This window comes from Oryzibacillus soli (genome assembly GCF_051594765.1).
GTDB lineage: Bacteria > Bacillota > Bacilli > Paenibacillales > NBRC-103111 > Paenibacillus_AR.
The window spans coordinates 179,360-201,898 of record NZ_JBPPGJ010000008.1; the positions used below are offsets into that span (position 1 = coordinate 179,360).

19 protein-coding genes are annotated in these 22,539 nt (G+C 58.3%); 12 read left to right on the forward strand and 7 right to left on the reverse strand.

Annotation, left to right across the window (positions count from 1 at the left end; genetic code table 11):
• Positions 1–6: 6 nt before the first annotated feature.
• The gene (locus tag ACSEXW_RS12830) at positions 7–549 is read left to right on the forward strand and encodes a CvpA family protein (RefSeq protein ID WP_438446548.1); all 543 of its coding nucleotides are present in this window, start codon (positions 7–9) and stop codon (positions 547–549) included.
• A gap of 33 nt (positions 550–582) precedes the next feature.
• Here the strand turns inward: ACSEXW_RS12830 and ACSEXW_RS12835 are convergent, their stop codons facing one another.
• On the reverse strand, positions 583–1,263 hold the full coding sequence (locus ACSEXW_RS12835) for an SDR family NAD(P)-dependent oxidoreductase (protein ID WP_438446549.1): 681 nt from the start codon (positions 1,261–1,263) through the stop codon (positions 583–585).
• Between the two features lie 173 nt (positions 1,264–1,436).
• Positions 1,437–1,847: a cupredoxin domain-containing protein gene (locus ACSEXW_RS12840; protein WP_438446550.1), complete on the reverse strand. Its 411-nt coding sequence runs from the start codon at positions 1,845–1,847 to the stop codon at positions 1,437–1,439.
• A gap of 217 nt (positions 1,848–2,064) precedes the next feature.
• On the opposite strand from ACSEXW_RS12840, the gene ACSEXW_RS12845 reads away from it, so the two are divergent.
• Positions 2,065–2,484, forward strand: a complete 420-nt coding sequence (locus tag ACSEXW_RS12845) for a VOC family protein (protein WP_438446551.1) — start codon at positions 2,065–2,067, stop codon at positions 2,482–2,484.
• Between the two features lie 47 nt (positions 2,485–2,531).
• Here the strand turns inward: ACSEXW_RS12845 and ACSEXW_RS12850 are convergent, their stop codons facing one another.
• On the reverse strand, positions 2,532–2,792 hold the full coding sequence (locus ACSEXW_RS12850; protein ID WP_438446552.1) for a TfoX/Sxy family DNA transformation protein: 261 nt from the start codon (positions 2,790–2,792) through the stop codon (positions 2,532–2,534).
• Positions 2,793–2,794: 2 nt separating this feature from the next.
• Positions 2,795–3,775 carry a helix-turn-helix transcriptional regulator gene (locus ACSEXW_RS12855; protein ID WP_438446553.1) on the reverse strand — a complete coding sequence of 327 codons (981 nt, stop codon included), beginning with the start codon at positions 3,773–3,775 and terminating at the stop codon, positions 2,795–2,797.
• A 134-nt stretch (positions 3,776–3,909) separates the two neighbouring features.
• Here ACSEXW_RS12855 and ACSEXW_RS12860 point away from each other — a divergent pair, with 134 nt between their 5' ends.
• On the forward strand, positions 3,910–4,242 hold the full coding sequence (locus ACSEXW_RS12860; protein ID WP_438446554.1) for a hypothetical protein: 333 nt from the start codon (positions 3,910–3,912) through the stop codon (positions 4,240–4,242).
• A 52-nt stretch (positions 4,243–4,294) separates the two neighbouring features.
• On the opposite strand, the gene ACSEXW_RS12865 is transcribed toward ACSEXW_RS12860, so the two are convergent.
• Positions 4,295–4,669, reverse strand: a complete 375-nt coding sequence (locus ACSEXW_RS12865) for a phage holin family protein (protein ID WP_438446555.1) — start codon at positions 4,667–4,669, stop codon at positions 4,295–4,297.
• Positions 4,670–4,904: 235 nt separating this feature from the next.
• Here ACSEXW_RS12865 and ACSEXW_RS12870 point away from each other — a divergent pair, with 235 nt between their 5' ends.
• The 4 genes from ACSEXW_RS12870 to ACSEXW_RS12885 all read left to right on the forward strand — a co-directional run bounded on the left by ACSEXW_RS12870 (position 4,905) and on the right by ACSEXW_RS12885 (position 9,288).
• The gene (locus ACSEXW_RS12870; protein WP_438446556.1) at positions 4,905–7,277 is read left to right on the forward strand and encodes an endonuclease MutS2; all 2,373 of its coding nucleotides are present in this window, start codon (positions 4,905–4,907) and stop codon (positions 7,275–7,277) included.
• Between the two features lie 112 nt (positions 7,278–7,389).
• Positions 7,390–8,070: a PspA/IM30 family protein gene (locus tag ACSEXW_RS12875; RefSeq protein WP_438446557.1), complete on the forward strand. Its 681-nt coding sequence runs from the start codon at positions 7,390–7,392 to the stop codon at positions 8,068–8,070.
• Between the two features lie 86 nt (positions 8,071–8,156).
• Positions 8,157–8,576, forward strand: a complete 420-nt coding sequence (locus ACSEXW_RS12880) for a DUF350 domain-containing protein (RefSeq protein WP_438446558.1) — start codon at positions 8,157–8,159, stop codon at positions 8,574–8,576.
• 160 nt (positions 8,577–8,736) lie between these two features.
• Positions 8,737–9,288 carry a hypothetical protein gene (locus ACSEXW_RS12885; protein WP_438446559.1) on the forward strand — a complete coding sequence of 184 codons (552 nt, stop codon included), beginning with the start codon at positions 8,737–8,739 and terminating at the stop codon, positions 9,286–9,288.
• A gap of 83 nt (positions 9,289–9,371) precedes the next feature.
• Here ACSEXW_RS12885 and ACSEXW_RS12890 read toward each other — a convergent pair whose 3' ends face one another.
• Complete coding sequence (locus ACSEXW_RS12890) at positions 9,372–11,090, reverse strand: S-layer homology domain-containing protein (RefSeq protein WP_438446560.1); 1,719 nt, start codon at positions 11,088–11,090, stop codon at positions 9,372–9,374.
• Positions 11,091–11,160: 70 nt separating this feature from the next.
• Positions 11,161–17,358: a rhamnogalacturonan lyase family protein gene (locus tag ACSEXW_RS12895; RefSeq protein WP_438446561.1), complete on the reverse strand. Its 6,198-nt coding sequence runs from the start codon at positions 17,356–17,358 to the stop codon at positions 11,161–11,163.
• Between the two features lie 321 nt (positions 17,359–17,679).
• On the opposite strand from ACSEXW_RS12895, the gene ACSEXW_RS12900 reads away from it, so the two are divergent.
• The 5 genes from ACSEXW_RS12900 (at position 17,680) to ACSEXW_RS12920 (ending at position 22,455) form a co-directional block, all read left to right on the forward strand.
• Positions 17,680–19,020: an MFS transporter gene (locus ACSEXW_RS12900; RefSeq protein ID WP_438446562.1), complete on the forward strand. Its 1,341-nt coding sequence runs from the start codon at positions 17,680–17,682 to the stop codon at positions 19,018–19,020.
• A gap of 61 nt (positions 19,021–19,081) precedes the next feature.
• Positions 19,082–20,002 (forward strand): cysteine synthase A, encoded by a 921-nt coding sequence (gene cysK / locus ACSEXW_RS12905; protein ID WP_438446563.1) that lies wholly within the window; start codon positions 19,082–19,084, stop codon positions 20,000–20,002.
• Positions 20,003–20,203: 201 nt separating this feature from the next.
• Entirely contained in the window at positions 20,204–20,497 is a 294-nt protein-coding gene (locus ACSEXW_RS12910; RefSeq protein ID WP_438446564.1) for a hypothetical protein, read from the forward strand.
• A gap of 249 nt (positions 20,498–20,746) precedes the next feature.
• Entirely contained in the window at positions 20,747–21,238 is a 492-nt protein-coding gene (locus tag ACSEXW_RS12915; protein WP_438446565.1) for an Lrp/AsnC family transcriptional regulator, read from the forward strand.
• Between the two features lie 23 nt (positions 21,239–21,261).
• Complete coding sequence (locus ACSEXW_RS12920) at positions 21,262–22,455, forward strand: aminotransferase class I/II-fold pyridoxal phosphate-dependent enzyme (RefSeq protein WP_438446566.1); 1,194 nt, start codon at positions 21,262–21,264, stop codon at positions 22,453–22,455.
• Positions 22,456–22,539 lie beyond the last annotated feature (84 nt).

Below are 22,539 nucleotides of genomic sequence, written 5' to 3' on the forward strand. Positions count from 1 at the left end.
CTGCGGATGAATCATACGGATGCTGTCGTGGCGGCCGTGCTGGCCCTGTCCTTTCTGTTCGGGTACCGCAGAGGCCTGGTGCTGCAGCTGGTTTCGTTCTTAAGCCTATTCGTGGCGTGGCTTACGGCCTACTTGTTCTACGACGATCTGGCCCCTTGGGTCGGCCGGATGCTGCCGGTCGGTGCATTCGCTGAATATCCGGGCTACAGCTTCGTAGCCAATGGGCTCCGGCTGGAGAGTTATATCGTCGGTGCGGTGACCTTCACACTGATTTTGGTCGGGGTGAAGGTGGGGCTGAGTGCAGCGGGACACGTACTGAACGTACTGGTGAAGGTGCCGGGCTTGAATATGCTGAACCGGTGGTCGGGCGGGCTGCTGGCTCTGGTGGAGGCCGCTCTCGCGGCTGCAGTGATCCTCCACCTGATGGCTCTGCTCCCGTACGACAGCGTTCAAGCTCTCTTAAGCGGCTCCAAGGCCGCTCAGTGGGCTATGGAATGGCTGCCGGTATTCTTCGGCAAAGTGAAAGAGCTTCCCTCGTCATGGTCATGACGGTGGAAGCTCTTTGTGCTGCTTGCCGGATGGTCAGACGGCGGCCTCGAACAGCTGGCCGGTCGCGCCGCCGGTCGGGAGCTCGGCCAAGCGGATCAGGTCCTCGGTTACGGCAGACGGATCCTTGCCCGTAGCGTGCATCTCAGTCTTGATGGGACCGGGATTGTACATGTTGCACAGAATCCCGCTGCTCTCCTCGTCCTCCGCCACGGTCCGGGTAAGGGATTCCACGCCGGCCTTGGCCGCGGCATAAGCGGCGAAGCCACCCGCTCCGTTGGGAGCCATGCCGGAGGTGATATTGATGATCCGCCCGTGCTTCTGGGTGCGCATGGTAGGAAGGACGGTCTTCGTTACCAGGAAGACGCCATTCAGATTGGTGGAGATCTGGCGGCTCCAGGCCTCGAAGGACAGCTCCACCGTAGTGCCCGCCTCGAATACGGCGGCATTGTTGATGACCGTATCGATCCGCCCGAACCGGCTTAATGCCGCTCGGACCAGATTTTCCACCTCCGAAGGGGAGGTTACGTCTGCCTGGACGGCCAGGGCCTCGCCGCCGGCTGCCGAGATACGGGAGGCGATCTCGTCGAGACGCTGCTTCCGGCGACCGCATAGAACCACCTTGGCGCCCGCTTGGGCAAATGCGGCTGCAGCTGCCGCTCCCAGACCGCTGCCCGCGCCTGTAACTAATACGACTTGATCACGGATACCCATCATTCCTACCCCCATACTTGTTTTTTTGGATATCCGAATCATACCAAACGGCGCCTTGAATGGGAAATTAGACTTTCTGAAGACATTCCGTGAATTTGCTTATAAGTGGATCGACGATCCTCCAAAAAGAAAGGCTGTCCCAATGCTCCAGGAAGGAGGGACAGCCGAAGCGGCGGTTATTCTTCTACGATCAGGGTCGATTTCATCTTCAGGTGGTCGGAGCCGCAAGGAATGGTGCAGACGATGGTGTACTTGCCGGCTTTGTCGGGGGTAAACGTTTTGGACGCGTTTTTGTTATCGAGCTTGACGTTCAGCTTCTGCACCTCGAGGCCGTGGACGCCTTCGGCATTCTCCAGCTTCAGGGTGACGGGCTGCCCTTTCTTGACTTTATATTCCGTCTGGTCGAATTTCCAGTTGGAGGCCTTGATGGTCACCAGCTGGGCGCCTTCCGCAGCGGCAGTCTGGCCCGCGGCAGCCGGGCTGGCGGATGCGGCAGCGGAGGCCGGCTCATCCGCCTTGCTTCCGCAGGCGGCCAGGACGGACAGAAGGGCCAAACAAGAGATCCCCCATACGATTCTCTTCAACATCATATATCCCTCCAAACATTTATTCTCAAATGACAATGATTATCATACTAGTTTTGACAGAAAAATGCAGTGACAAAATCGTGAACGTGCCCTACCAGATTGGCAATCCGGAAGAAATGCCGGCGTGTCGGATGGGTTATAATGAGAAGGACATGCCGTTTCGCCGAATGGGAAGCAAATGGACGGAACGAATCCGAGATTATGGGGGGACTATCCAGTGGAGCTGCAAGTGAGGCAGACCTTTATCAACGTGCCGGTGAAGGATTTGAACCGGACCATCGCATTTTTCAAGGAGATCGGCTTTTCGTTTAACGCCCAATTTACCAACGAAACGGCGGCCTGTATGATCATCAATGAGACGACCTCCGCCATGCTGCTGACCGAGGATTTTTTCAAGGGCTTCAGCAAGAAGGATATTCCCGATACGGTTGGAGCCTCCGAGGTCATCGTAGCCTTGCAGGTCAACACCAAGGAAGAGGTCGATACACTGGCGGATAAGGCGATAGCCGCCGGTGCCAAGCCGTATAACGACCCTTCCGACCATGGCTTTATGTACACCCGAAATTTTCAGGATCCCGACCATCACCTGTGGGAGATCTTCTGGATGGATCCCAACGCCGCGCCTCCCCAAGATTGACCGTTTACCGGTTACAAGCCCCGACTCCGGGGCTTTTTTCTATGATGCTACAGCTCCGCCTTCAGCTGCTCCTTGATCTCAGGCAGAAGCTCCAGCCAGTGAATGTGCCAGAGAGCGGCTTCAAGCGCATATAAGGCGTTCAGGTTCACCTTGCCGGGAAACCGTTCCCTGAGCCGCTTATACGCTTCCACTGATCCTATGGCGTTGAGTTCGTCGTATCCGTGCACCCCGACAGCCTCCAGCATCCATTCCGTTCGGGGGCCAATATTCATCAGATTCAACCGTTTCTTCGAGGCAGTCTCTCCCACACTTATTCCTCCTCTTGGTATAAGCCGGTCAGCTCCATCGCCAACTCCCGTATCCGGCAGCGGACCTCGGGTGGCTGTTCCACGCGGGCGTCCGAGCCCAACGAGGCAAAAAAGGACGCCGCCCAGTCCACATAAGAGCGGCTCATCTCCCGGACGACCGTGCCGCTTCCATCCTCGCGGACATTCAGCCCCTGGGCCAGCCAGACGTCGGTGCTGCACCGGAGTACGCCGCGGCGGGTCAAGATGGCCTGAAGCTCCAGCCGATCTGAACCGTCTTCGTCCATCGGACCGAGCCACTGGTCCAGAGGAGTCTGGGCCATGGTCCGCATCTGCTCCCTTATACTTGGACTCCACTCCTGAGCCGGAAGCTCTTCTATGGCGGCGAACCGGTCCGTGCGGAAGGTCTTGACCTGACCGGAGTCCAACTCCCAAGCCGGACAATACCATAGGCCGTTCATTGCATACAGTCCCAAGGGGAGAAGCTTGCGCCGGCTCCGGCCTCTCTCCGATTCGTATTCCGCTTCAATCGGAAGCCCGTTCATGGAGGCGTCCAGCAGCCGCCGCATGTAGGGCTGGCCCAGCTCATGGGTGGGAACCCACAGCCGAAGCTTGGCCTGAAGGCGCATGATCCGTTCCTTTGTATCCTCCGGAAGGTGGCGGAGAAACTTGTCCAGAGCTGTCTTCAGCTCCGCGTCGAACGGCAGCGCTCCGTACTGGCCCAAGGATTGGCTGGCGAAGAAGAAGGCGACCGCTTCGTGCTCCGTGAATTGGATGGAAGGCAAAGTCCGGTCCTTCAAGACTTGATATCCGCCGGCGGGTCCGTGTTCAGCATAAAGCGGAACGCCCAGGAGCTCCAGGTCCTGAAGATCCCGGAGGATCGTCCGTTTGGATACGCCGAATTCCTGCGCAAGCTCCCGCAGGCTGTATTTTCGCTTCGTGTTCAAGGACATTAACAGAGCCATGAGCCGCTGCGGCTTATTCATCCCCATCACTCTCCCTTCCAGCACAAGTATAGCAGATAATGGTGGCAGGATCTGTCACCATTGTTTGTTATGCTGATTCCAGGACGAACCGCCCGGCGGAATCTATCGTCAACTACGAAGGAGGAATAACGGCAATGATCAGGGAGCTGTGTTATGAAATAACGAAGTACCGGCTGCTGTCGGATTCAATGAAGGAAGCTTACCTGGAGTCGGTGGCCGAGCTGAATGAGCTGCTGGCTTCGGTGGAGGGTTTTGTGAAGCGGGAGGTTTTCTTCCGGGAGGAAGACGGACATTGGGTGGAGGTTATCGCGTGGAGCGGTGCCGAGGAGGCTCGTAAGGCGGAGGAGATGCTTATGGCCCACCCGATCTGTAAAAAAGGCTTTGCCTGCATCGACATGGCAACGGTGACGCTGGAGCATTACCGCAAGGTATCGGAGGCAGCCTGTCCGGCTGCCGCGCAGCAGTGAACGCAAATCAACCGTCCCCTACAAGGACGGTTGATTTTTCATTTTGCACCGGTCAGCGAATGCCTTCACGGTCGCCCCTGCCCTTACCTGCATCGAACGGGGTGCTGACGGGGATGAACAAGTCGATGATCCCGATGACGAGCGCAGCCAAGACGGCGCCCAGTACGGTGGCTTCTACGTCCCCAACGATAAACTGACCCAACCAGATGACCAAAGCGCTGGTCAGGAAACCCACGATCCCCCGGCCGAAAGGGTTGATTTTGCGACCGAAAATGCCTTCAATGATCCAGGCAACAACAGCGATGACGACGGCGAGGAACATGGCGCTCCAGAAGCCGCCGACATCGAAGCCGGGCACGAACCAGTCGGTTACGATCAAGACCAGTGCCGCTACGACGAAGCGGACGATTGTGCCTAAGATGTGCATGACGGTCTCCTCCTTTGTAAGTTGGTATCTAGCTTGGTGGACCTGATATGCCATTGCAGGATTTAGGTTCTCCCCCCGGTATGCCGTTTATGAGGCCCATCTTTAGCCAACCTTAGGCGGTGCGCCTCTCGAAGTGAGTTTGACTGTAACGATTCTATCCGATAGCGCTGGGCCGGGCCTTTGGATATAATAGGAGGGTGAAAAACACGGTCTCATAAGGAAGAGGGTTACGACAGTGAACCGAAAAATTATGCATACGCTTGAATATACGAAAGTCGTGGAGCTACTGGTCCAGCATGCCTCCACCTCCCTTGGCAAGGACAAAGCCTCGCAGCTTCAGCCCAGCGGCGAACTGGATGAGGTCAAGCGGCGTCTCACCGCCACAGACGAAGCGGCCAAGGTGGATCGTCTGAAGGGAGGGGCTCCCTTCGGCGGCATCCGCGATGTGCGCAGTGCGCTGCACCGGGCCCGGATCGGCGGGATGCTGAATCCCCAGGAGCTGAACGATATCGGCGGCACGCTCTTCGGAGGCCGCAGGCTGAAGCGGTTCTTGACCGAGCTGCATGAAGAGACGCCGATACCGCTCCTGCAGGGAGTGGCTGAACTGCTGGAGGACAACCGGACTCTGGAGGACAAGATTAAGAGCTGCATCGACGATAACGCTCACGTGCTGGACCAGGCCAGTCCCGAGCTGGGACGCATCCGCTCGGAGATCCGCTCCGGCGAAGGGCGGGTCCGGGAGAAGCTGGATCAGATGGTCCGCACGCCATCCATCGCCAAGATGCTGCAGGATGCGTTGGTCACCATCCGCAACGACCGCTATGTTATTCCCGTCAAGGCGGAATACCGGAGCCACTTCGGCGGCATGATTCATGACCAGTCCGCCTCGGGAGCCACGCTCTTCATCGAGCCGGAATCCGTGGTGCAAATGAACAACAAGCTGCGGGAGCTGAAGCTGAAGGAAGAGGCCGAGGTGGAAAAGATTCTGCGGCTGCTGTCCGCCCTCGTGGCGGAATTCGCGGACCCCTTGGCCAACAATCTGGATCTATTGGCCGAGCTGGATTTTATATTCGCCAAGGCCGTACTGGCCCGTGAGCTGAAGAGCACGCTGCCCATGATGAACGACCGGGGCTTCCTGAAGATCAAGAAGGGGCGGCACCCGCTGATCAGCAGGGATTCCGTCGTCCCCCTCGACGTAGAGCTGGGCAACCAATACAGCACCATCATCATTACGGGCCCTAATACCGGGGGCAAGACCGTCGCGCTCAAAACCATCGGCCTGCTGTCGCTTATGGCCATGTCCGGCTTGTTCGTGCCGGCGGAGGACGGCAGCCAGCTGTGCGTCTTCGACGCGATCTACGCCGATATCGGCGATGAGCAGAGCATCGAGCAGAATCTCTCCACCTTCTCCAGCCACATGACGAACATTATCGGCATTCTGCGGGATATGACACCCAAGAGCCTGGTCCTGTTCGACGAGCTGGGAGCGGGAACGGATCCAGCGGAGGGCTCGGCCCTCGCCATCTCCATCCTGGAGTACATCCACAACATGGGCTGCCGCATGGTGGCGACCACCCACTACTCCGAGCTGAAGGCCTACGCCTATGACCGCAAGGGCGTCATCAATGCCAGCATGGAGTTCGATATCCAGACCCTGTCTCCGACGTACCGCCTGCTGGTCGGAGTGCCGGGCCGGTCCAACGCCTTCGCAATTGCGGAGCGTCTCGGCTTGTCCCGCCGCATCATCGAGCATGCCCGCGGCCAAGTGGGCGAGGAGGACCAGCGGGTCGAATCCATGATCGCCACCCTGGAGGAGAACCGGCTGACGGCCGAAGCCGAACGGAACACGGCCACGGAGCTCCGCCAGGAGGTGGAGGCCTTGAAGCGCAAGCTGGAGGAGGAGCGGCGCCGCTTCGACGAGCAGCGGGAGAAGCTCCTGGCGAAGGCCGAGCAGGAGGCGCGGGAAGCGGTAGCCAAGGCCCGCCGCGAGGCCGAGGAGATCATTGCGGAGCTTCGCCGCATGGCCATGGAGGAGAGAACGGGAGTCAAGGATCACAGGCTGACGGAAGCCCGACGCCGGTTGGACCAGGCCGTGCCGGAGCTGACGAACAAGATGAAGCGAACCGCCTCCTCCCAGCCCAAGAAGGCGGCCGTCATCGGCCCCGGCGACGAGGTGCTCGTAACGAGCCTGAACCAGAAGGGCCACGTCGTGGAGCTGTCTGGGGACGCCGAAGCGGTCGTACAGCTTGGCATCATGAAGATGAAGGTGGCCAAGGTGGATCTGCAGCTGGTGTCGGCCAAGGCGGAAGCCAAAACCCCGCAGCAGAAGGTGGCTGCCGGCGTCAAGCGGACGCGCGACGACAACGTCAGAACCGAGCTGGATCTGCGGGGGCAGAACCTGGAGGAATCCATCATGGAAGTGGACCGCTTCCTGGATGAATCTTTCCTGTCCAATCTGGGCCAAGTGTATATTATTCACGGCAAGGGTACCGGGGTGCTTCGTACCGGCATCCAGGAATACCTGAAGAAGCACAAGCACGTGAAGAGCTATCGTACGGGCAACTACGGGGAAGGCGGTACGGGAGTCACCGTCGTGGAGCTTAAATAATTTTTTGCGAATCTTGAAACCCGCCATTTCTTCCCGCGTATGTAATGGGTGTAGAGGGAACGAAATTCAATCCAAATATCACTTGGAAGAACATAATGGGAGGAAACGAATTATGGGAATTTTTAAGAGATTGCGCGATTTGACGATGGCTTCCATCAACGACATGCTTGACAAGGCCGAAGACCCGGTTAAGATGCTGAACCAGTTCCTCCGGGATATGGAAGAGGACATCCAAGAAGCCGAATCGGCCGTTGCGAAGCAGATTGCCATCGAGATGAAGTTCAAGCAGCAATACGAGGAAGCCGAAGAGATGGTGCAGAAGCGCTCCGAGCAGGCCATGAAAGCCTTGGAGCAGGGCAACGAAGATCTGGCCCGCCGCGCGCTGGAGGACAAGAAGGAGCATCAGACCCGCTTCACCGAGATGAAAGACCAATACGACGTAGCCAAGGCCAATGCCGACCGGCTGCGCAGCCAGCTCTCCGAGATGAAGGACGAATACAGCAAGATGAAGAACAAGAAGGACCTTCTGATCGCCCGTGCCGAGGCGGCCAAGGCTCAGAAGCAGATCAACCAGGCCATGTCCGGCTTCGGGACCGACAATGCGGCCAAGGGCTTCGACCGGATGACGGAGAAGGTGCTTCAGATGGAAGCCGAAGCCAAGGCGTCCGGAGAGCTCCGCGATTCCAACAAGAGCCTGGACGACGAGCTGTCCGCCCTGTCCAAGAGCGGCGGTGTGGACGATGAGCTGGCACAGCTGAAGGCTCAGCTTGCCGCCAAGAAGGAACAGCAGTAACCGCATAACCGACTTGTTCAAGGAGACTGGGGGAAGCCCCGGTCTCTTCAAGCGTTTTCCGGGAGATTGTCGAGGAGGGATGCGGGATGAACAATGAAGTGGATCGGATCATGGAGAATCCGTTTCTGGAGACACTGGCCTTTTTCTCGGTGGCGGGCATCGCCCTGATCCTGTTTCTTGCCATATTCGAAGCGGTGACCCGCTACAGCGTATCGGGTGAGATCAAGAAGGGCAACCTCTCCGTAGCCATGGCCACCGGAGGCAAGGTGTTCGGCATCTGCAACATCTTCCGGTTCGCCATCCAGAAGAACGACGGCCTGCTGGAGGTCCTTCAGTGGGCGGGGATCGGATTCGTTCTATTGCTGACGGCTTATTATGTTTTTGAATTTCTGACGCCGTATTATAATATTGATGAAGAGATCCAGAAGGATAACAAAGCGGTGGGCTTCATTGCCATGGTCCTTTCCGTTTCGCTGTCGTATGTTATCGGGGCCTGCGTGACTTGAACCGCTGGCTTCCCGGCCTGGGGGAGCGCTTATGAAATATTTGTGGGGGACGCTGTTCGTGCTGGCGTTTGTGTTTTTGGCGCTGGGCATCTATTATTTAACATAGTCCATACGGATGGATCCGGCAGCCAGTGCCGGCGGATGAACGAGGAGGCGCATTATGGATTCGAAGAATAAATCGCAGGTATGCCAATGGTGCCAGACAGAGATTGTATGGGATCCGGAGATCGGCCCGGAGGAGACGTGCCCGCATTGCTTGAATGAGCTGGGCGGATACCGGACGGTCAAGCTGAAGCTGAAGCAGGACAATGGAGACCTGGCCCTGGAAGAGGACGACGGGGGACTCGATACCTTGGGCGACCCGGACGAGGATGATGGGGATGCGCTGGAGGTGGAGGATCTTCTCGATGATTATACGGTGGACCCGGAGCCGGATGCCTATTCCGAAAAGGTCGTGGCCTGCATGGACATGCAGGAGTACGCACCGGAATGCACCAATTGCCATGAGCTGATGCTCCATGCCGGGGTTCGGACCGTAGGGGCGGCTGGTTTCGTCTCCAAGGTTCCCGTTCCTCTGGGGGATGCCTTCCTGACAGCACCTTACGAGCTGGACGTCTTCGTCTGTCCCTCGTGCTTCAAGACGGACGAATACTTGACGAAGGAAGTTAAGGAAGAGATGGTCCGGGTGTTCGCACCTGGCGCGAATCTATAAAACGACAAACGGTCTGCCCTGCGGCAGACCGATTTTTTTTTGCATACGTATGGCGGAGGGCGATTATGGCTTGATGGGCCGGATCACCGGCTAAGAAGATTGTGGATGAGGACGGCGGCCTCCGCGCGGGTCAAGCTCATCTTCGGTTGAATGGCACCCTCATAACCCTTCACGATACCGGCAGCCGATAGAGCTTCGATACTAGCCCGGGCATAGCCGGAAATGTCCGCTTCGTCCTTGAAATACACTCCGCCTGCGGAAGAAGGAAGCGTCTCTCCCTTGATGCTCAGTGACCGGGCGGTGAGAACCATAACGTCCTCCCGGGTTATCGGACTCTCCGGCAGGAACCGGTTGCTGCCGTCCCCCAGCGTCAGCCCCAAGCTGCGGGCTTGCCGGACGGCAGCATAGGCATAAGAGCCAGCTTCCACATCGAGGAAGTCCTCCGTGTTCTCAGTGGCTGACGCTGGCGGAAGCTCCAGAGCTCTCATCAGCATCAGCATGAAGTCTGCACGCTTGATGCTCATATCCGGGGTGAATACACCCTCTGAGGTTCCTCGAATGACACCCCGGGCTGCCATCGCCTCCACCGCGGGTCTTGCCCACTCGGTACCGGACAAGTCCGAGAAGCCGACCTTCGGGAACACAACGGCATAATGGCTGAAGTGGGTGGTTCGGAAGATCACTTGACCGGTCTTGGCGTCATATCTTCCGTTGGGAACAGAGTGTATGGCTCCGGCACCGTCGATATACCAAACGGTAATCCGTTCCGGATGCTGGAGTTCCTCTTTGCTGGGAGTGTAGGCCAATGAGACCGTCACTGGGGCCGAAGGATTGCTCCAGACTGTCTCCCGGCCGTTGACGGCAAGCGCTAGATTCAGGACGGGTCGGCTGCCAATGGCTTCCTGCACAGCAGCGCTCAGCTTGCTTATGTCCGCTCTGGCGATGCGGAGCTCCACCGGCGTGTCCGGAAGCGACAGATTGGAGAGCATCCTGTCCGGTACCGAGAGGGAGCCGAATTCCGTCCGGATCTCATAGAGCAGCTTGCCCTTCGACGATCCATTCAAAGCCGATACGGGCATCTGCAGGACATACATCTCCACATCCTTTACATACGGGACAACAAGAGGCACCACCTTCTTGCCGTCTTCCGCGGCCGCCTCCAGCTGCGTTCTATCCATCTGGAAGATGCCTGCCTTCACGTCCCCCCTTAAGGCAACCTCCTGGAAAGTGGGGGATGCTCCGGTGTCCGGCTTGCTGTTCCCGATGGGATTGCCCGCTCCGGATGAGCCGGGTGCCGGGGCCGAATTGGCATAGCTGACGCTCAGCTCATATCCGGCATTCCATCGGGTAGGACGAAGATTGCTGTCAAATGCCTCGACACGATCGAGCCTGATCTTGGATACGCCGACTCCCTTAGCGGTGAATGTCAGCACGGCCAGATTGCCAGAACCGTTGATGCCGGGGACATCGCTCATCTTGGTTCTGGTTACGGTTACTGCGTTGTCTTCAGGGGTCTTCGTTACGGTGTACATTCCCCCATCTGAATATGCGTCTGCAGCCAAGCCTTTCCATTCAAGCTGGTCCGGATCATAGGTCAGCACCGCCTCGAAACCGTATAGATCCGTCATTCCTGTGGCGGTTAGGGTCACTTTCACTATGTCGCCGGTCTTGTATGAGGATTTGTCTGCCATCAGACCAAAATTCAATGCCGCCATGTCCGCTCGGGCAGGCAAGGGGGCAGCCATGGCTACCAGGAGCAGCGTCAGACCCAGGAAGAGGAGCTTGCGAATAGGTCTCATCATCTTTCCATCATCCTTTGCCGGAATGTTAGGGAAAGAGAGGGAGACATGGGCCGCCCCCTCTTTCAACAGGCTACAAGTTCAAGATTTTCTTGGCGACGATGATCAGATCCTCAACCCGGATGATGCCGTCCTTGTTAATGTCTGCGAATTCCACGTCGTCCCAACCGGAGTCTGCGGCTTTCATGCCGTAATGGGCGGCGATGAAGCCAAGCTCGGTGATGTCTGTACCCGGTTTATCCTTCGGATTGAAGTCACCTGCTGCTGCATAGAACTGACGGACTCCCTTCGTCAAGGCAACGTAAGCGTTCGCCACTTCATTAACAGTGGCGGAAGGGTCGGCTTGAACGGCGATCGCGGCGTTCAAGACCGGAAGCATCCTGGCTTTGGAGCCCGGATAGTACTGACCGGGGGCCAGACCTTCCACTGCGTTGTCATACAGCTGCTGGGCTTCATGAATCGCTTGATCCAAGAGCGACACGTCCACGGTGAATGCTAATGGGAGTACGTCTCCGGCGGCCTCCCGCATTTCCATGCTGCCGTTGGCCAGAAGGGCCTGAGTAACGGCGAGCTCCGTCTGATGGGCGGAGGTGCCGGTCTTGGCCTTCCACTTCAGATTCACCAGCGGCCCGTCGGTTTGTATGGCGGATTCCGGGCCGGAGCTTGCGAGCAGCAGTCGGAGTGTACCGTTCGTAACCGAGACGTTCTTGCTGACGATCTGAATATCGGTCCGAAGCACGGTCGCATTCACGAATTCTACGGCCTCGGGATCGAAGGAAATCGTGATGTCCTGCGCGTAAACGGCGTTTTGAGCAGGAGCGGCACCGCCCACATTCACATTGGACAGCCCGTAGGTCACCGTAAACTCCTGGCCTTTGAATACGGGGCTTGTGCCGCTCAGAGTGGCCTGAGTTTGGGAAAGTACCGCAGAGGCCAGGTAAATGCTGGGGGCGGAAGGCGCGGTCATGCCGACCCCCAGGTAATAGCTCGGATGCGGCGGCTGATTGTAAGCCACGTTCTGCCAAGCGATGCCCAGACGGTAGTTCGGATCGTGCATCAGTGTGCGCAACCGGTATTCGGTGGGGTCCACCGTCGAGTAGATCCTCATCTCGGAGCTGTCCTCCGATCTCCAGATGACCTCCTCGCGCCAGTCGCCGAACAGATCCGCCTGCAGCATTGGGTTAGCCTTGGTGGAATTGTTGGAGGCTGCGCCGGTGGCCGTAAGCAGGTTCACCGTCGTGTGGTTGACATAATCCCACTTATCGATCCGGTTATAATCCTGCAGCTCGCGGAGCAAATCTCCGTCCCACCAGATGCCGAAGTTGGTGGAGCTTGGAATCATGTCGCTGATCTTCTCACCCTTCGTGTTGTGAAGTCCGGTAAGTTGAATATGCTGGGCGTTGGTGATGGTGGCACTCCAGAATTCCGCGCCCAGATAATTCGGATCGATGTCCGCCGCCATGCCGCGGCCGGTATCGATTCCGGTGTACACGCCCCACAGAATCGTTCCGGTGGCAGCGTCCCGCATCTCCATACCATAAGGCGAATCCGTATGCTCGTGGACATCGAACTGCTCCAGTCCGGGGCGAGACGGATCCAGATCGCCGAAGTGCTGCGCGTCGCCGTGGCCGAGGCCGGTGGAATAGAGTCCGGTGCCGTCGTCATCGATGGCCATGGCGCCGAAGTTGATCTCATCCTTACCGTCTCCGTCCACATCCCCGACGGACAGGTTATGGTTGCCTTGGCCGTAGTACGCGGCGTTGCCTTCATCGTTGGTATCGAATCGCCATACCTGAGACAGCTGGCCGTCGCGGAAGTTGTAGGCCGCCAGTACCGTGCGGGTGTAATAGCCGCGGCTGAAGACCAGACTCGGCCGTTCTCCGTCAAGATAGGCCACGGCAGCCAGGAAACGGTCCACACGATTACCGTAAGAGTCGCCCCATAGACTGACGTCCCCGCGGGGCGGATCATAGTTGACGGTGGACAGGGCTTTGCCCGTAAGGCCTTCGAATACGGTCAGATATTCGTCGCCGAGAAGCACGTAGCCGCTGCTGTTCCGGTAGTCAGCGTCCGCTTTGCCGATGACGCTGCCCACGCCATCCACGGTGCCGTCCGCGGTCTTGAAGGCAATCTCGGCCTTACCGTCCCCATCTAGGTCATAGACCATGAATGGGGTGTAATGTGCGCCCGCGCGGATATTGGGTCCCAGGTTGATGCGCCACAGGCGGGTTCCGTCCAGCTTGTAGGCGTCCATGTACACGATGCCCGTATAGCCGGCCTGAGAATTGTCCTTCGCGTTAGAAGGGTTCCACAGCATGACGATCTCGTAGGTGCCGTCGCCGTCCAGGTCCCCGACGCTGGCATCGCCGGCGTTGTAGGTATACGGCTGGCCGTCCTTCGTCAAGGCGTCTGCCGGCTTCTGCAGCGGGATGGACTTGTACTGCTGCTGCCATACCGAGAATGTGCCGGTAGCCGGGGTTTCCACGCCGTTCAGGACGGCATATATCTTGTACTTGGAGGATACGGTGCCGCCGGCATCCACAAAGTTGGTGCTGCCTTGAATCGGATTCGTGTTCAGCTTGACTCCGTCGCGGTACAGGTTGAAGGCGATGCTGTCCGGGTCCAGGCCCAGCATTCTCCAGCCTATGTATACGCCTGCACCGGTCTGGATGGCGACCGGCGCCCTGTCGAGGGCTTCCATCTGACGGACGAGCTTCGTAATCGCTTCGGTCACAAGTGTCTCTGACTTGGCCGAGATGCCGCCTGCATTGACGGAGGACACTTTGTAGTAGTAGGGAATGGTTGTCAGGACCGCCGTATCGGTGTAGGAGGTCGCGCGGGTTTTGCCTATCAGCTCATACGAGCCGTCGGCTTTATCCGCACGATAAATATTGTAGGTTCGTGCTTCCGGGACGCCATTCCAGGTGAGGGTGACAGCCTTCTTCTCCATCCCGGATGCGCGCAGTCCGGTTGGCGTTGCCGGTGCAGGCTTGGTCGGATCCAGGGTCGACAGCTGAAGCGGCAGGGACGGTACGGTCTCGAAGCCGGAAGCGTCCACCGATGTGACGGTATACTCGTAGGCAACACCCACATCTGCGGTATGGTCGGAGAAGGCGGTACTCGATGCGCTGCCGAGCAGCTCCGGCTTGGAAGCTCCCTCAGACTTCCGGTATACCTTATACTGAGCCGCATCGGCTGCTGCGCTCCAGGAGAGCTTGACCACTGGCTGGTCAAGCTCCAGCTGCATGCTGTCTACCTTCAGGTTTGTCGGCGATTGCAGAATCGGCGTGATCTCCAGGCCATTTACGATCCCCGTCGCTCCGCCGAAGGAGAAGGTCAGCTGGCCGTCCTTCACCTGAACGGTATTGATCGCTTTCTCAACCACGCTGTTTCTGCCGGCCGAAACGGTACCGTAGCTGGTCCCTTCGATCTTGACGTCGGTCCGGCCGGTGCCGCTCATATCGCCGATGTACAGCTTCACTGCATAGGAGCCGTTCGGAACGTCAACGAGGAAATCCCAGAAGGCGTTAAAGTACCCCAGCCAATCCCGGGTCAGGTCAGTTCCGGAGGCGCCTCTGTCACGGGTGATCATGCCGGCGCTGTCCCGTATGCCGTAGCCTTTCTCGGGCGTGTAGAGTGTGGATAAGTTGACTTCCGTATAGCCTGCGGCAACCGGACTGCCGGCCGGACCGAAGTCGTAGCGGTACTGGGCAGCTTTGGTCTTGATCATCACAGGGTCGGAAGGAATGGACTCACCGCGTCCGTTGACGGCTACCACGTAGACCTGGTAAGTCAGCCCTTCCCGCATGCCGCCGATGGAGAAGGTCGGCACGGTGGAGGTTCCTGCCAGCGTATATTCGGCATCCGTGGACAGCTTGCGGTAAATCTTGTAGATCTCGGCCGTATTCACGGCATCCCACTTGAGAACGGCGCCTGCGTTGCTGATGCTGCCTGCGGACAGGTTCATCGGCTTAGCCGGCACGGCAGGCGGAAGCTCCGCATCCTTCACGAAGGCGGAGATGGGCAGGTTGAGCCCCTTGACGCCTCCCGACAGCAACCGGGCAATCTGAATCGCGCCGTATTCCTGGAAGTGGGTGTCATCGGCAGAGCCGTTGGGCCATGCATTGTAGATGCCCGGCTCCACATGCAGGAATACGGATTTCGAGGCTTCCGGTCCGATGGAATCATAATACGCAATACTAAGCGCAGACAGATCCACCAGCTTCACGTCGAGCTCTGCGGCCACTTCCTTCATGCCGGCCACGTACTCGGGGAAGCTGACGTTGAACTTACCGGTATCCGCATTGAAGCTTCGGCGGCCCATCGGTGTCACCAGAACCGGAGTCGCGCCACGCTGGCGAGCACCGTTTACGTAGGTCTTGAGGTAGTTCTTATAATCCGGTACCGAAGCATACCGTTCCGGTACACTGATGGTGGCGTCGTTATGGCCGAATTGGACGAAGAAGTAATCGCCCGGCTTGATCAGCCGCAGCACCTCGTCAAGGCGACCTTCCACAATGAATGACTTGGAGCTTCGGCCTCCGATGGCATGGTTCTTGAAGGTGACGTTGTCAGAGAAGAACCGGGGAATCATTTGGCCCCAGCCGGCTTCAGGCTTCCAATATTCGTCATAGGTCTGGACGGTAGAGTCGCCTGCTACGTAGATGGTCGGGATTTCTCCCGGTACCCGGTTCGGTTTGGGAGTAATGACAAGAGAATTGATGCGCGGAGCCGAACCGGAGAACTCCAGATTCAGCTGTCCGTCCACCAGAGCGATTTCGAAGCTCATCTCCAGGTACTGTCCGGCCGTCTTGTCCGTAAGCTGAACTTTCTGAATGGTCTCGGCCTTGATGGCCGTCTGGCTTCCTGCGGCTGCGTCGCCGGAGATCAGCGTTACGGTGTAGTCTCCGTTCGGGAGATCGATGGCGAAGGAGGTATCCGCAGGGGAGACATAATCCGACCGAAGCGGATCGGAGGTTCCCCGGTCCCCGGAGGTGACTTTGGAGGGCTCCGCGAAGCCATATTTCAGCTCTTTGGTATATGGAGTTTCCGCACGGACTCGAATGTAGCCATCCGCCAATGCGCCAGGGCCGAAGTCCAACTGGATGGCGCCGGTCTCCGGAAGCGGTACGGGAGGCACGTAAACCGTGCTTGAAGCCGTATTCGACGGAGCCGAATGACCTGCGGGATTATAGGCGACGACCTGATAGTAGTGGATCGATGACGTATCCCCAGAAGCGTCCGTATATTCCGTTGTAGTGCCTGACTGCACGCTGCCGATCTCCGTAAATCCTCCGCTTGCGCTGGAAGAACGGAATATCTTATAGCCGGAGGCAGCCTCAGTAGCGGTCCATTGCAGCTTCACGGTCTGGGCGCCAAGAACGGTGGCGATTAAGCCGGTGGGAGCCGCAGGGGGAGTGCCGGCCATTGCCAGCTCGACGGTCACGGGTCCGGCAGCTTCCGATTCCATCCCCGCCGCGTTCGTAGAGGTTACCTTGTAGCCGTAAGTATGCCCGACGCTTACACCGGTGTCGGTATAGGAAGTGGTGTCCTTCAGCCGGGCCACTTTGCCGTAGGCGACATAGGTAGCATCACTGACTGTCGCGCGGTACAGGTCATAATAGACGGCGCCCGTCACGCTCTCCCAGGTCAGAGTGACCTGTTCGGATCCGGGCACGTTACTCATTCCCGTCATAGCAAACCCGGCAGGCGCCGGCGGAGCCGCGGGAACTACCCTGACGATCTCCACTCCGCTGACGAAGGCCGTATTGCCGAACAGGATATTCATCTGTCCATCGCTGACCGTAACCCGGTATGTACCGGAGGTAACGGCCGCTTTGGACGAAAGGGTGCCTTGAGACGCCCCTTCAATGGTGACCTCCGTCTTGACGGTGCTGGTACCGGCGAGCGGGTCGCCCGAATAGACGGTGACGTCATACTGGCCGTTCGGCACGTCGGCCATGAAGGTGCGTCCTGCCACCATCAGGAAATCCCGGTAGAGGTCATTGGCTGCAGAGCCCCGGTCCCGGAAGCCGTTGGAGCCGGTGCTGGCGTCCAGCCCATAGCCCAGCTCCGAAGAATAAACCAGGTTGTTATGCACCCGGATATAACCTGCCATAAGTGGACTCGATTCCGAGCCGAAGTCGTACTTCCATGCCGCAGCCTCGGCCTTGGCTTCATCCGCCCAGCCCGGGGTGCCGGACAGCACGGGATAGATGAGCATAAGCAGGCATAAGGCAAGGGAAATGACTTTGTTCATGCGTTTCTTCATCGTAATCATCCCAACCTCCGCTTCATATGGATCCGCTACATTGCGGCAGGGCCGTCATACGATTCCCTGCAGTCATCCGGTTTGAAGGGTCTGAAGATGGAATCATCTCTATATTTCTTCCAACCACCTCCTAACAATGGGTATGTAAACCCTTACAAATGGTAATCTTACTTGAGTTCCCTATCTCCTGAAATTCAATAAACCGTGAATTTTGTTTAATTATCCGAGATTTGTCTTGCTAAACAATTGTACAGCCGTAGTTTTTTTTGCTCAGAGCGGGTTACCTTAAATAAGGTCTACTCTCATATAAGGGGTGATGGGATGGCGGAACGTACCAAGCCCCGCCTGCCTCCGATGTTCACGGGGATGCCCGCTTGGCTGCGCGGGGATGGCGGCGTCCATGCCGGTAGGAAGCATTCCGAAGAAGGGCAGTCCAAGGGCAGAAGCTCCGGGAAGCTGGACGGGCAAGCGTGGCTCCTGCTGGCAGTGAACGGGCTCTTCGGCGCGGGGAATGCGCTGTCGGGCACCTTCGTCAGCGTGTATCTGTGGAAGGCCAGGAACGACTTCGCCTTGATCGGCTGGTTCGCAGCGCTGCAGCAGATCACGATGGCACTGACCTTCTGGATCGCCGGCAAGTGGGTGAAGGAGCATAACAAGATGAATGCCCTTCGTGCGGGAGTAATGGTATCGGCTCTTTTCTACGGCCTCGTGCTGTTCCTGGGAACGTCAGCCGTTCACTTCGTATGGGCACTGGGCGTGGTACAAGGGGTGGCCGCAGGGCTTTTCTGGCTGGCCTTCAACGTCGTGTACTTCGAGGTAACGGACCCGGACAGCCGGGACCGCTTCAACGGTCTGGCGGGACTGCTGGGCTCGGGGGCTGGAATGCTGGCGCCCTGGATCTCCGGTATTCTGATTACCCGGTTGTCGGATGCCGCAGGCTACCGATTGATCTTCTCCTTGTCCTTGGGCGTCTTCGTCCTGGGGGCCATCGCCAGCTTCTTCCTGAAGAAGCGCAAGGTCAGCGGCCATTACGCCTGGATGTTCGCCTTCCGGAAGCTCCGGGATCCGGACCGGACCTGGAGAAAGGTCTTCGGCGCCATGGTGGCCCAAGGGATCCGGGAAGGCGTATTCGGCTTCATGATCGCCTTGATGGTTTACATCAGCACGAAGAACGAAGCCAAGCTGGGCAGCTTCTCCCTCATCACTTCAGCGGTGGCCTTCGCCAGCTTCTATGCGGTGGGCCGATGGCTCAAGCCCCGGTTCCGCAAGTGGGGTATGCTGGCCGGAGTGACGGGAATGATCCTGGTGATTCTCCCTTTCTTCTGGTACGTAGATTACCGGACGCTTCTCATCTTCGGCATCGGCACGGCGTTGTTCATTCCGTTCTATACGGTCCCCCTGACCTCCTCGGCCTTCGACCTGATCGGCAGGGACAAGGAAAGCTCCGGCCGCCGGGAGGAATTCATCATCCTCCGTGAGCTGGGTCTCAATGCGGGCCGACTGCTGGGTACGATGGCTTTCATTCTGGTGGTGATCTATACGCCGACGCCGTTGTCCATCAATGTGCTGCTGTTGGCTATCGGCAGTTCGCCGCTCCTGGTGTGGCTCATCATGAAGGAGCTGCTGTCGGTCCGTGCTGCCTCCACGGGCCGTTCGGGTTGACAGAAGGTCGAAGCCCGGGGGACAATGTGGGAAAACCGGGCAGGCGGAGGGAATGGCGGATATGGCAAGAATGGTGAATAGCATTACGGCGCTCATCGGGGATACGCCGGCGGTCCGATTGAACCGGCTGACCCAGACCGGGGCTGCGGAGGTACTGGTGAAGCTGGAATCCTTCAACCCGAGCGGCAGCGTGAAGGACAGGGCCGCCTGGAATATGATCCGCGAAGCGGAGGAGGCCGGCCGGCTGCGGCCGGGAGGGACCATCATCGAGCCTACCAGCGGCAACACGGGCATTGGCCTGGCCATGAACGCAGCGGCCAAGGGCTACCGCGCCATCCTGGTCATGCCGGATAATATGACCAAGGAGAGGGTTCAGCTGCTCCGCGCTTATGGGGCGGAGGTGGTGCTGACTCCCGCCGCGGAACGGATGCCGGGGGCCGTACGGCAAGCGGAGAAGCTGGCGGAGAGCATACCCGGCAGCTACATTCCCCAGCAGTTCGAGAATGCTGCCAACCCCGACGTACACCGCTTCACCACAGCGGAGGAAATCCTGCAGCAGACCGGAGGCCGCCTCGATGCCTTCGTGGCAACGGCGGGAACGGGCGGCACGATTACCGGCACGGTCGAGGAGCTGAAGCGCCGCATCCTGGGTCTTCGGGTCGTGGTCGTCGAGCCGCAGGGCTCTCCGGTGCTGTCCGGCGGTCAGCCGGGTCCACACAAGCTGGTCGGCACCAGCCCCGGCTTCATCCCGGCCATCCTGAACACGGGCGTCTATGACGAGATCGTCCAGGTGTCAGATGGGGACGCCCTGGATACCGTCAGACGCCTTGCGGCCCAAGAGGGGATACTCGTAGGTCCCTCTGCAGGAGCCTCGGTATGGGCTGCGCTTCGGGAAGCGGAGCGGCTGGGCCCTGACAAGCGGGTGTTATGCATCGCCCCTGATACGGGCGAACGTTATTTGAGTATGGGCTTATTCGATTGAAGCAGATCCCCTTGGCCTTGGCTAAGGGGATTATTTTTGGCGTTCGCCCATACCGATACACAGGCGGCTGCTTATAATAGCTCCTGGGGATGATGAACATGCAGAGGGATGGAATGAGATTTTTTTGAGAATTCACTTGCATAAAAATTCAGCATCCTGTATATTTATATACAGAGAAACGAATTGAAGGTGATGAGGGAAATGAAGATTGCTCTGCAAGTCGGAGCTCCCGAACCGGAACAGCTGAATGCCTTTATGCAGTCTTATGCGGAGACGGAGTTTGCATCCGACATCGGGCAGGCCGTGGAGGCCGGCAGTGTCATCGCCGCTTACGACAGCGGCCGCTTGGTTGGCATCGGCAGCCGGGTTACGGCTCCGGACCAGCATGCCGCCCTGAAGGTCATTCTGGCCCCGGGCTATGAGCGCCGCGGAATCCGCGACCACATGGCGAAGCTCCTATTGCCGAAGAACGAACGGCTGCATACCGCGGGCTGACGCGGAGTATGCGGTCACCACAGGGTTGTTTTACGGTTTTTCGTCAAATTGAGGAACGAACGGCCGAATTATAGAAAGGTCCCATCCGATCATTTGCCAACTTGAGGAGCGAATGGTCAAGGGTGGGATTTTTTCTTTGCTTCATGGGAGTTTACGGTGTATAGTGATAATAATTCTTTTCAGCCCCGGTCCGCCCGGGGCGTGGGAATCCGGAAGATTCCGGGATTACTCTTCTAGGAGGACATGATCATGACTGAACTGAAAGCGAAGGTTCTCGATATCCTGAAGGAGGATGCGCGGAGAACGCCCGACTTGATCGCCACCATGCTGGATGCGGCGCGGGAGGAGGTTGAGCGAGCCATCGCGGAGCTGGAAGCGGACAAAGTGATCATTAAATATGCGCCTATCGTCAACTGGAGCAAGGTGGAGGACGACAAGGTCACCGCCCTGATCGAGGTTCAGATTACACCCGAACGAGGCCGCGGCTTCGACGCCATCGCCGAGCGGATCTATCTGTTCCCTGAGGTGAAGTCCGTATATCTGATGTCCGGCGCTTACGATCTCCTGGTGGAAGTGGAAGGCCGCACCCTGAAAGAGGTGGCCCTGTTCGTCTCGCAGCGCTTGTCTTCCATTGATCGCGTACTCTCGACCAAAACCCATTTTATCTTGAAAAAATATAAGCAGGACGGCGTCGTGTTCGAAGACCATGAGGACGATAACCGGCTCGTCATTGCTCCCTAAACCCAAGCGGAGGATGATCCCGTATGACGACGAAACGCCAATCGATGCAGGACTATTTGACTCCCTTGGTACGGGCTATTCCGCCCTCGGGGATCCGGAAGTTTTTTGACTTGGTCAGCGCAAGCAAGGATTCGAGCATCATCTCCCTGGGGGTGGGCGAACCGGATTTCGTCACGCCTTGGCATGTCCGGGAGGCTTGCGTCTATTCCTTGGAACGCGGCAAGACCCAATATACGTCCAATGCCGGCCTGCTCGAGCTTCGGGAGGCCATTGCCGAATATCTGCATGGCAGCTTCAAGGTCAGCTACGAGCCCTCCAATGAAATGATTGTGACCGTTGGAGGCAGCGAAGCCATCGACCTGGCCCTCCGGGCCTTGATCAATCCGGGGGATGAGATTCTGATTCCCGAGCCCTGCTATGTATCCTACAGCCCCATCACCTCCATTGGCGGGGGCATTCCCGTAGGGATCGAGACCTTCGCCAAGGACGGCTTCAAGCTGACCGCGGAGAGCCTGAAGGCCAAGATCACGCCTCGCTCCAAGGTTCTGATCCTCTGCTATCCGAGCAACCCGACCGGCGGGGTTATGACCTACGAAGACATGCTGCCGATCGCCCGTCTGGTCGAGGAGCATGATCTCCTCGTCATCTCCGACGAGATCTATGCCGAGCTATCTTACGGGATCAAGCATACCAGCTTCGCCAGCCTGCCCGGGATGAAGGACCGCACGCTGCTAGTCAGCGGCTTCTCCAAGGCCTTCGCCATGACCGGCTGGAGGATGGGTTATATCTGCGGACACCGGGAGCTGATCGCCGCCATGCTGAAGATCCATCAGTATACGGTCATGTGTGCTCCCATCATGAGCCAGGTGGCTGCCTTGGAGGCGCTTCGGAACGGGATGGAGGAGAAGGACCGGATGGTGGACTCCTACAACCAGAGGCGCAGGCTGGTGGTCAAGGGCTTCCGCGACATGGGACTGGAGTGCCATGAACCCCAGGGAGCGTTCTACGCCTTTCCGAGCATAGCCGGAACCGGGCTCACGTCCGAGGAATTCGCCCAGCGGCTGCTGCTTGAGGCGAAGGTGGCTGCCGTTCCGGGGCACGTATTCGGTTTGGGCGGGGAGGGCTTCCTGCGATGCACCTATGCCAATTCGATCGCCCAGCTGATCGAAGCGCTGGATCGGATCGATAAGTTCCTGAGGCGGCTGGAGCGGGGCTGAAGGAGCAGGTCCATTGTCCTGCGCAAGACCCCCAAATTCTTGAAATCTAGTAAAATCCGCTTTCTTTTTCAAATAAAAACTGGT

Bases quoted from the DNA above. Each gene is read 5' to 3' on its own strand.
- ACSEXW_RS12830 (WP_438446548.1), top strand. From the start codon at position 7: ATGAATCATACGGATGCTGTCGTGGCGGCCGTGCTGGCCCTGTCCTTT.
- ACSEXW_RS12835 (WP_438446549.1), bottom strand. From the start codon at position 1,263: ATGATGGGTATCCGTGATCAAGTCGTATTAGTTACAGGCGCGGGCAGC.
- ACSEXW_RS12840 (WP_438446550.1), bottom strand. From the start codon at position 1,847: ATGTTGAAGAGAATCGTATGGGGGATCTCTTGTTTGGCCCTTCTGTCC.
- ACSEXW_RS12855 (WP_438446553.1), bottom strand. From the start codon at position 3,775: ATGAATAAGCCGCAGCGGCTCATGGCTCTGTTAATGTCCTTGAACACG.
- ACSEXW_RS12860 (WP_438446554.1), top strand. From the start codon at position 3,910: ATGATCAGGGAGCTGTGTTATGAAATAACGAAGTACCGGCTGCTGTCG.
- ACSEXW_RS12865 (WP_438446555.1), bottom strand. From the start codon at position 4,669: ATGCACATCTTAGGCACAATCGTCCGCTTCGTCGTAGCGGCACTGGTC.
- ACSEXW_RS12875 (WP_438446557.1), top strand. From the start codon at position 7,390: ATGGGAATTTTTAAGAGATTGCGCGATTTGACGATGGCTTCCATCAAC.
- ACSEXW_RS12880 (WP_438446558.1), top strand. From the start codon at position 8,157: ATGAACAATGAAGTGGATCGGATCATGGAGAATCCGTTTCTGGAGACA.
- ACSEXW_RS12885 (WP_438446559.1), top strand. From the start codon at position 8,737: ATGGATTCGAAGAATAAATCGCAGGTATGCCAATGGTGCCAGACAGAG.
- ACSEXW_RS12890 (WP_438446560.1), bottom strand. From the start codon at position 11,090: ATGATGAGACCTATTCGCAAGCTCCTCTTCCTGGGTCTGACGCTGCTC.
- ACSEXW_RS12895 (WP_438446561.1), bottom strand. From the start codon at position 17,358: ATGAAGAAACGCATGAACAAAGTCATTTCCCTTGCCTTATGCCTGCTT.
- ACSEXW_RS12900 (WP_438446562.1), top strand. From the start codon at position 17,680: ATGGCGGAACGTACCAAGCCCCGCCTGCCTCCGATGTTCACGGGGATG.
- cysK (WP_438446563.1), top strand. From the start codon at position 19,082: ATGGCAAGAATGGTGAATAGCATTACGGCGCTCATCGGGGATACGCCG.
- ACSEXW_RS12910 (WP_438446564.1), top strand. From the start codon at position 20,204: ATGAAGATTGCTCTGCAAGTCGGAGCTCCCGAACCGGAACAGCTGAAT.
- ACSEXW_RS12915 (WP_438446565.1), top strand. From the start codon at position 20,747: ATGACTGAACTGAAAGCGAAGGTTCTCGATATCCTGAAGGAGGATGCG.
- ACSEXW_RS12920 (WP_438446566.1), top strand. From the start codon at position 21,262: ATGACGACGAAACGCCAATCGATGCAGGACTATTTGACTCCCTTGGTA.